The 7,199-nt window shown below is 72.9% G+C and carries 7 protein-coding genes and 1 pseudogene; 6 read left to right on the top strand and 2 right to left on the bottom strand.

The window, feature by feature from the left end; genetic code table 11:
* The first annotated feature begins 16 nt into the window (after positions 1-16).
* The 4 genes and pseudogenes from ACFYQ6_RS29545 to ACFYQ6_RS29560 form a co-directional block, all read left to right on the top strand.
* Positions 17-1,243 (top strand): acetyl-CoA C-acetyltransferase, encoded by a 1,227-nt coding sequence (locus tag ACFYQ6_RS29545; protein ID WP_388765852.1) that lies wholly within the window; start codon positions 17-19, stop codon positions 1,241-1,243.
* 124 nt (positions 1,244-1,367) lie between these two features.
* A complete protein-coding gene (locus ACFYQ6_RS29550; protein WP_361586782.1) occupies positions 1,368-2,711 on the top strand; it encodes an MFS transporter in 1,344 nt (447 codons plus the stop codon).
* 30 nt (positions 2,712-2,741) lie between these two features.
* Positions 2,742-3,200, top strand: coding sequence for a MaoC family dehydratase (locus tag ACFYQ6_RS29555; protein WP_361586779.1), 459 nt, complete (start codon positions 2,742-2,744; stop codon positions 3,198-3,200).
* A gap of 132 nt (positions 3,201-3,332) precedes the next feature.
* Positions 3,333-3,656 (top strand): annotated as a pseudogene (locus tag ACFYQ6_RS29560) (FCD domain-containing protein); the annotation flags it as partial.
* Here ACFYQ6_RS29560 and ACFYQ6_RS29565 read toward each other — a convergent pair.
* Positions 3,638-4,759 carry an FAD-dependent monooxygenase gene (locus ACFYQ6_RS29565; protein ID WP_388765855.1) on the bottom strand — a complete coding sequence of 374 codons (1,122 nt, stop codon included), beginning with the start codon at positions 4,757-4,759 and terminating at the stop codon, positions 3,638-3,640. The pseudogene ACFYQ6_RS29560 and the gene ACFYQ6_RS29565 overlap by 19 nt on opposite strands.
* Positions 4,760-5,248: 489 nt before the next feature.
* Positions 5,249-5,710 carry a MarR family transcriptional regulator gene (locus ACFYQ6_RS29570; protein ID WP_361586771.1) on the bottom strand — a complete coding sequence of 154 codons (462 nt, stop codon included), beginning with the start codon at positions 5,708-5,710 and terminating at the stop codon, positions 5,249-5,251.
* Between the two features lie 69 nt (positions 5,711-5,779).
* On the opposite strand from ACFYQ6_RS29570, the gene ACFYQ6_RS29575 reads away from it, so the two are divergent.
* Entirely contained in the window at positions 5,780-6,607 is an 828-nt protein-coding gene (locus ACFYQ6_RS29575) for an alpha/beta hydrolase (protein WP_361586768.1), read from the top strand.
* Between the two features lie 196 nt (positions 6,608-6,803).
* Entirely contained in the window at positions 6,804-7,034 is a 231-nt protein-coding gene (locus tag ACFYQ6_RS29580) for a hypothetical protein (RefSeq protein WP_388765858.1), read from the top strand.
* The last annotated feature ends 165 nt before the right edge of the window (positions 7,035-7,199 follow it).

The following is a 7,199-nucleotide window of genomic DNA, read 5'->3' on the forward strand; positions in this document are numbered from 1 at the left end:
CGAAAGGTGTTCCTCCGTGCCCGACCAGACCGATGTCGTCATCTGCGAGCCGCTGCGCACACCCATCGGGCGTTTCGGCGGCGCGTTCGCCCAGCAGACCCCGGCCGCGCTCGCCGCACGCGTCATCGCCGAGGTCGTCGCCCGCACGGGCATCGACCCCGGCCGGGTGGACGAGGTGATCCTCGGGCACGCCTACCCCACGTCCGAGGCCCCCGCCATCGGCCGGGTCGCCGCACTGGACGCCGGACTCCCCGAGACCGTCACCGGCGTCCAGACCGACCGGCGCTGCGGCTCCGGTCTGCAGGCCGTGCTCGACGCGGCCATGCAGATCCGCGCCGGATTCAGCGATGTCGTCGTCGCCGGCGGCGTCGACGTCATGAGCGCCGCCCCCTACTACACGCACGACGGGCGCTGGGGTATCAAGGGCCCCGGCCTCCAGCTCCACGACTCGCTGGCCAGGGGCCGGGTCACGGCGGGCGGCCTCCACCACCCCGTCCCCGGCGGCATGATCGAGACCGCGGAGAACCTCCGCAGGGCCTACTCCATCAGCCGTGCCGACCAGGACGCCCTCGCCCTGCGCTCCCAGGCCCGCGCCGCCCGCGCGGTGCGGGAGGGCCGCTACGACGCCGAGACCGTCCCCGTCACCGTGCGCACACGCAAGGGCGAAACCGTCGTCACCGCCGACGAGCACCCCCGCCCCGACACCACCGCCGAGCAACTCGCCGCGCTGCGCCCCATCATGGCCAAGGCCGACCCCGAGGCCACCGTCACAGCCGGCAACGCGAGCGGCCAGAACGACGCCGCGGCCGCCTGCCTGGTCACCAGCGCCGCCACCGCCGAACGGCTCGGGCTCACCCCGCTCGTCCGGCTCGTCTCCTTCGCCCGCGCGGGTGTCCCCGCCGCGACGATGGGCATCGGCCCCGTCCCGGCCACCCACGCGGCCCTCGGCCGCGCCGGACTCACCCTCGCCGACCTCGACCTGATCGAGATCAACGAGGCCTTCGCCGCCCAGGTCCTGGCCTGCACCCGGGAGCTCGGCCTCGGCGAGAAGGACCACGAGCAGCGGATCAACATCAACGGATCCGGCGTCTCGCTCGGCCACCCGGTGGGTGCCACCGGTGCCCGCATCCTCGCCACCCTCAGCCGTGAGATGCACCGCAGCGAGGCGCGCTACGGCTTGGAGACCATGTGCATCGGCGGCGGCCAGGGCCTCGCCGCCGTCTTCGAGCGCATCCCCGCCTGACCGTCACGTCCCCTCTCCGTCCCCTTTCCGTCCCCAGTTCCACCACGCGACCCAAGGCGTCTCGGGCGACGCCGGGTCCGCCGTGTCCCATCCGCTTGTTCAACGAAGTTCCACGGGAGCCACCATGAGTGCGACCACCGCAACCGCACGCGAGCGAACGAAAGCCGCCAACCGCGCAGGATTCGGAGCCTTCATCGGCTCCACCATCGAGTGGTTCGACTTCTACATCTACGGGACCGCGGCGGCGCTCGTCTTCGACAAGGTGTTCTTCCCCGAACTCGAAGGCCCGATAGGCACCCTGGTCGCCTTCGCCACCTTCTGGGTCGGCTTCCTCGCCCGCCCCATCGGCGGCATCATCTTCGGTCACTACGGTGACCGGCTCGGCCGCAAGAAGACCCTCGTCATCACCCTGCTGATGATGGGCATCTCGACCACCGCCATCGGTCTGCTGCCCGGCTACGCCTCCATCGGCATCGCCGCCCCGATCCTGCTGGTCTGCATCCGCATGATCCAGGGCATCGGCCTCGGCGGTGAGTGGGGCGGCTCCGTGCTCATCGCCTCCGAGCACGCGCCCAAGGGCAAGTCCGTCCTGTACGGGGCGTTCGCCCAGCAGGGCTCGCCCGTCGGCAACACCCTCTCCACCGTGAGCTTCCTGGCCATCAGCCAGCTGCCCGACGAGGCATTCGTCTCCTGGGGCTGGCGCGTGCCGTTCCTCGCGTCCGCCGCGCTCGTCATGGTCGGTCTGCTGGTCCGGCTGAAGGTCTCCGAGTCCCCGGCCATGGCCAAGCTCATCGAGAAGAAGGAAGTCGCCAAGCTCCCGCTGACCGAGGTCCTGCGCAGCCACCCCATGCTGATCGTGCTCGGCATCGGCGCCTGCACCATCGGCCTGTCCGCCACGTACTTCAAGTCGACGTTCGCGCTGTCCTGGGCCACCACGTCCCTGGACTTCGACCGCAGCTCGTTCCTGACGATCATCCTCGTCGCCAACATCACCCAGATCATCGTCCAGCCCTTCGGCGCCCTCATCGCCACCCGCATGAAGAGCTGGTCCCGCGCGGTGATCGTGATGCTGGTGCCGGAACTGGTCCTGATGCCGGTCATGTTCGTCCTCATCAGTACCGAGAACTACGGCCTCGCGATGCTCGGCGTCGCCGTCGCCACCATCCCGCACTGCCTCTACTACGCGGCCCTCGCCGGCATGCTCGCCAGCCGCTTCCCGGCGCACCTGCGCTACACCGGCATCTCGCTCTGCTATCAGCTCTGCGGCACCCTGCTCGGCGGCACGACCCCGATCATCGGCCAGTTCCTGCTCAACCGGACCGGCTCCATCACCGCGGTCATCGCCTACGCCGTCTTCCAGGTGGCACTCACCCTGGGCTGCATGCTCCTCCTGCTCAAGCGCCCCAACCACGACGAGCAGTCCGCTGAGCCGGTCGCCGCGCCGCGCACCGCGCCCGTCACCGCCTGACCGCCCGTACACGCAGAACGGAGTACCGCCATGGCGCTCACCGCGCACGGCATCCCGGAGATCCTCGCCCTCGGCGGGCGCGACCTCGGGCGCTCGGAGTGGAAGGAGGTCACCCAGGAGCTGATCGACGCCTACGCGTACGTCTCGGGCGACCACCAGTGGATCCACACCGACGTCGAGCGCGCCGCCGCCGGACCGTACGGGCGCACCATCGCCCACGGCTACATGGTGCTGAGCTGGGGTATCCCGATGTTCGCCGAACTGCTCCAGGTGAGCGGCGTGGGGCGGGCGCTCAACTACGGCGTCAACCGGGTCCGCTATCCGGCACCCGTCCCCGTCGGCAGCCGTGTCCGCCTGCACGCCACGGTCACCAGGGTGAACGAGGTCGCGCGCGGCGGCGTACAGATGACGCGGGGCTTCACCTTCGAACTCGAGGGTTCCGAGAAGCCGGCCTGCGTCGCCGAGTCACTGACGCACTTCTACCCGTAGGGCCCGCCCGCCCCGCAGGACAGCGACGGCGCCCGCCCGGAATCTCCGGGCGGGCGCCGTCGCGTGGAGCGGGATCACTCGACGCGGTGTGTTCGTGGGGCCGGAGTTCATCGGGTCGGCGACAGCCGGCGGCGAGCACTCGTGGCGACCATGGAGACCGAGGCGGCCGAGAGCGGCCGGGTCGCCCGGGCCACCGACCGCGCCTTCCGCCTCGCGCTCTACGCCTCCTTGGACAACCACCTGCTCAGCGAGGTGCTGGACGCGTTCTGGGCGGCCATGGACCGGGTGCGTGAGGACATGGACGACGGCCACCAGGACCCGGCCGTCACCTGCTGCCGGCACCGCGAGATCGTCGCGGCGGTCGCGGCGGCCGACGGAGCCCGCGCGGTGCGGGCCATGCGTACGCACTTCGACGGCATCAGGAACCGGCTGGAGCCTCAGCCCATGTCCCCGTAGAGATAGCTGCTCGCACCCGCCAGGGTGGCGCGGCACCAGGCGTCCACCGCCGCCTGGTCCATCGCGGTCCAGTCCGGAGTGCGTTCCACCTGCGCCCGGCCCAGCCTGCGTCCCAGTTCGACCAGCCGGGCGCCCTCCGGGGTGCGCTCGCGGGCGTAGTGGCGCAGCGCCTCGGCGGGTGAGGCGGACGTCCGCAGAGCGTCCTCCAGGCAGAGGGCGTCCTGCAGCGCCTTGACCGCTCCGCTCGCCGTGTGCGGGCGGGTGACCCCTGCCGCGTCGCCCGCGAGCAGGAAAGGCGGATCCGCTGCGAGGGGCGCGTGCAGATCAGCGACCGGGTGGCAGGTCATCGCGGTGTGCTCGCCCCGCGCCACGAGGTCCGCCCACTCCCGGGGGAAGTGCTCGTCGGCCAGCTGTCGTACGTATGCGGTCTCGTCCGCCGAACGGCCGGGCGGGGTCGCGTAGATCGCGTAGGCCAGCAGCCGGCTGTCCGGCGCCGCGCCCCCGCCCCGGGGGATCAGGTAGAAGATGCCGTGCCCGCCGGGGAAGCCGATCGTCACCCAGGCCTCACGCAGCAGTTCCAGGGGCCGCCGGTGGTCGGCCGACGCGCTCACCGGAAGCGTGCCGCGCCACACCGCGTACCCGGCGGGGGAGGCCCGCAGGTCCGGGGCCAGGACCTGGCGGGTGAGCGAGCGGTGGCCGTCCGCGCCCACGACCAGGTCGTAGGCGTCCTCGCCCCCCGCCGTCCGTACGAGGGCACCTCCGGCGGGGCCCCGCGCGACCGAGGTGACGGGGAGCCCTCGGTGGTGCCGCGCCCCCGTGGCGGCGGCACGCAACGACCCCCACAGGAGGCCCCAGTTGCAGGGGGTGACCGGGCTGGGCTGGCGTGCGAACTCGCGCGCCGTCCGTTCCCCGGGCGCCCGGGTCAGCCAGACCCGGGTCGCCACGGGGGCGGTCGGCATGGCGGCGCCCAGGTAGCCGGTGGTGACCAGCCGTGCGTGCAGCGGGGGAGGGATGACGATCCCGAGCCCACGGTCCCGGAGTTCACCCCCGCTGCGCTCGTAGACGGTGACGTCCGCACCCGTCCTGAGGCCGGCGACCGCCATCGCACACCCCGCGATGCTGCCGCCGACCACGCCCATGCGTAAGCCCGTTGCCACCATGTCGCTGCCGCCCGTCCGTCGTCCCCGCGAGGTGCGTCCCCATCGTCGCAGGCGGACGGGTGCGGCCGGGGGACCAACACCTCCTGGCCGCCTGGGCAGGGGCGTGCGCTTCGGAACGTGATGCACTCACTCACCCGGCGAACACGGGAGCAGGGTGGCCCGTGACCCGCGGACATGCCATGGCCTGGATCGCCGACGTCGTCGGCAGGAGCGGCGACCCGCTCGCCTCCCGGCCCCAGGGATAGCAGGGCTGCCGCCCCGCCCCGCCGGGGCGGCAGCACCAGGACCGCGGGCGGACGCCCGGCGATCCGCCCTCCGGCCGGCGCACGGTTCGGCACACCGTCGATGCGGGACGTCAGGGGGTGCGGAAGCCTCGGCAGGTGACTGCGTACGGGTGGCGGGGCCGGCGGTGAGCAGGTGGTGGCCGGCTGCTCAACGGGTCGCAGGACGATCGGGCACGGATTCGAGGACCGTCGTCAGGAAGCGACGCACTGTGCGGACCTCTTCTGCGTCGAAGCGCTCGGCGACATCCCGTACGTCGCTGATGACCGGTCCGAAGAAGGCCCAGCCGAGGTCGTGGGCCTTCTGCTCCACGGTGAGCAGCACGCGGCGCCGGTCGGCGGTGTCCCTGGTGCGCCGGATCAGTCCAAGTCGCTCCAGGCGGTCGATGAGGGCGGTGGTCCCGGCGGAGTGCAGGCGCAGTTGTTCGCCGAGCCGGCCGGGTGTGGCAGGAGTGCCCTCGCGTGCCGCGTCCAGCAGATGGATCAGTGCCCGCACGTCGGTGGGGTGCAGCCCGTGGCCGGCGGCGAACTCGGCGCCGAGCAGGTCGAATCGCACGGTCACCGCGCGCAGCAGATGGACCAGCTCCATGGCCGGGCTCTGATCGTCCTTCATGCCCACTCCCTACGTCCTCCCGCATATTATCTCGCTGAACGAGATTGTCGTCGAGCGAGGGGAAAGCCCGTGCCGCTGTCCGCTTTCGACCGTGCCTACGAGCAACTGCGTTCCCGCTGGCCTGCCCTGACCGAGGAGCAGGACGTCCCCACCCCCTACGGTCCCACCCGGGTCCATGTGTACGGACCGGAGGACGGCCGCCCTCTGGTGCTGCTGCCGGGCGGGGCGGCCACCGGCCTGGTGTGGTTCGCCAACGCTCCCGCCCTGGGCGAGCGCCACCGGGTCCATGCCGTCGATCTGCTGGGCGACGCCGGCCGCACCGAACGGCGGGGCATCGCGCTGAAGACCACCGCCGATCTGACGGCCTGGCTTGACGCCGTCCTGGACGGCGTCGGCCTCGCCCGCACGCACCTGTGCGGCCACTCCTACGGCGCTTGGCTGGCCGCCCACTACGCACTGCACGCACCGCAACGCGTCGACCGTCTCGCCCTCCTCGACCCCACCCAGGTCTTCGCCGGCTTCCGCCCTCACTACCTGCTGCGTGCCCTGCCCACCCTGATCCGTCCCAGCCAGGCCCGCGCTCGTGCCTTCCTGGCCTGGGAGACCGGCGGCGCTTCGACGGACGAGGCCTGGCAGCGCCTCTACGCAGCGGCCACCACTCTCCCCGGCCGCAAGATCGTCACGGGCGCCCGCCCCCGCACGACCGGTCTGAGCATGCCGGTCCTGGTCCTGCTCGCCCAGCGCAGCCGCGCCCACCACGCGGCCGAGGTCGCGGCCCGAGCTCGCCGGCGACTTCCGCACGCCGAAGTGGCCGTACTTCCTGGAGCCACCCACCACTCCCTGCCCTCCACCGCACCCGAGGAGCTGAACGACCGACTGCTGCACTTCCTGCGCTGACGAAGGCCGCCTCGGCCGGCCCGGGTGCCGCCCGGTGCCACGGTGCCGGAGCAGCCTTCTGCCGGTCCGGGTCGGTCGCTCCGCCGGGCCGGGAGACCGGTCGGACACGTACGTACGACGCGAGGCGTTCGGGTACGGCGGGCGCCCGGTGCGGGGCAACCGGATCGCAGGAACTCCTCGACCGGACGTCAAGGGCATGGAGCGGGCCGGAGGCCCGCGCCCGGGGGAGGCGGCGGGGGCTCCGGCCGCCGGCGCTCAGGCGGGGGCGGCCACGCGCGACCTGGCCTCCGCGATCCGCCCCGACGGGGGCGTAGTGCTCACCGAGGGCCTTCAGGGACGCGGCGACATCGCCCTTCCGGGCGGCGTCCACGATCTTTTGGTGGGCGGCGACCGTCGCCGTCTCGCCGGCGTGCGTGAATCCGTCTGAGGCCGGCGTCCTGGCGCGAGGGCGGTTCACGCAGAGGGGGGGGGGGGGGGGGGGGGGGGGGGGGGGGGGGGCGCGGGGGGGGGGGGGGGGGGCCCCGCCCCCCCCCCCCCCCCCGAACCCCCCCCCCCCCCCCGGCGGGGGGCGCCGCGGGGGACCAAAAAGAGG

Source organism: Streptomyces sp. NPDC005494, assembly GCF_042872025.1.
GTDB lineage: Bacteria > Actinomycetota > Actinomycetes > Streptomycetales > Streptomycetaceae > Streptomyces.